This window comes from Salmonella sp. SAL4457 (genome assembly GCF_046548235.1).
GTDB classification, from domain to species: domain Bacteria; phylum Pseudomonadota; class Gammaproteobacteria; order Enterobacterales; family Enterobacteriaceae; genus Salmonella; species Salmonella enterica.
Genome location: NZ_JBGDZO010001068.1, coordinates 1 through 247, shown reverse-complemented (window position 1 = coordinate 247; position 247 = coordinate 1). Strand labels below are relative to the sequence as shown.

The following is a 247-nucleotide window of genomic DNA, read 5'->3' as shown; positions in this document are numbered from 1 at the left end:
GCACGTAGACCGTCTCCTGGTCGACGCTGGCATCGATGAAGACCGGCGCCAGCTTGCTGCTCTTGGCGCGGTCGCGCGCCTCCAGTACGTGCAGCCTGATCGGCTGGGTGCTGCTGGCGCCGAGGCTGATCGGCGGGATCGCCACGTAGCCGCTCTGCTTCGGCAGGAGGGTGACGATCCAGCGGGTGGTGGCCTGGGCCCGGCCGTTCTGTGTGGCGAGACGGTTGACCTGGCGCGTGCCGAGGAC

The 247-nt window shown here is 69.6% G+C and carries 1 protein-coding gene; it reads right to left on the bottom strand.

Annotation, left to right across the window (positions count from 1 at the left end; translation table 11 throughout):
- A partial coding sequence (locus tag ACLJNW_RS27465) for a BatD family protein (protein WP_410961720.1) occupies positions 1 to 247 on the bottom strand: 247 nt, incomplete at both ends.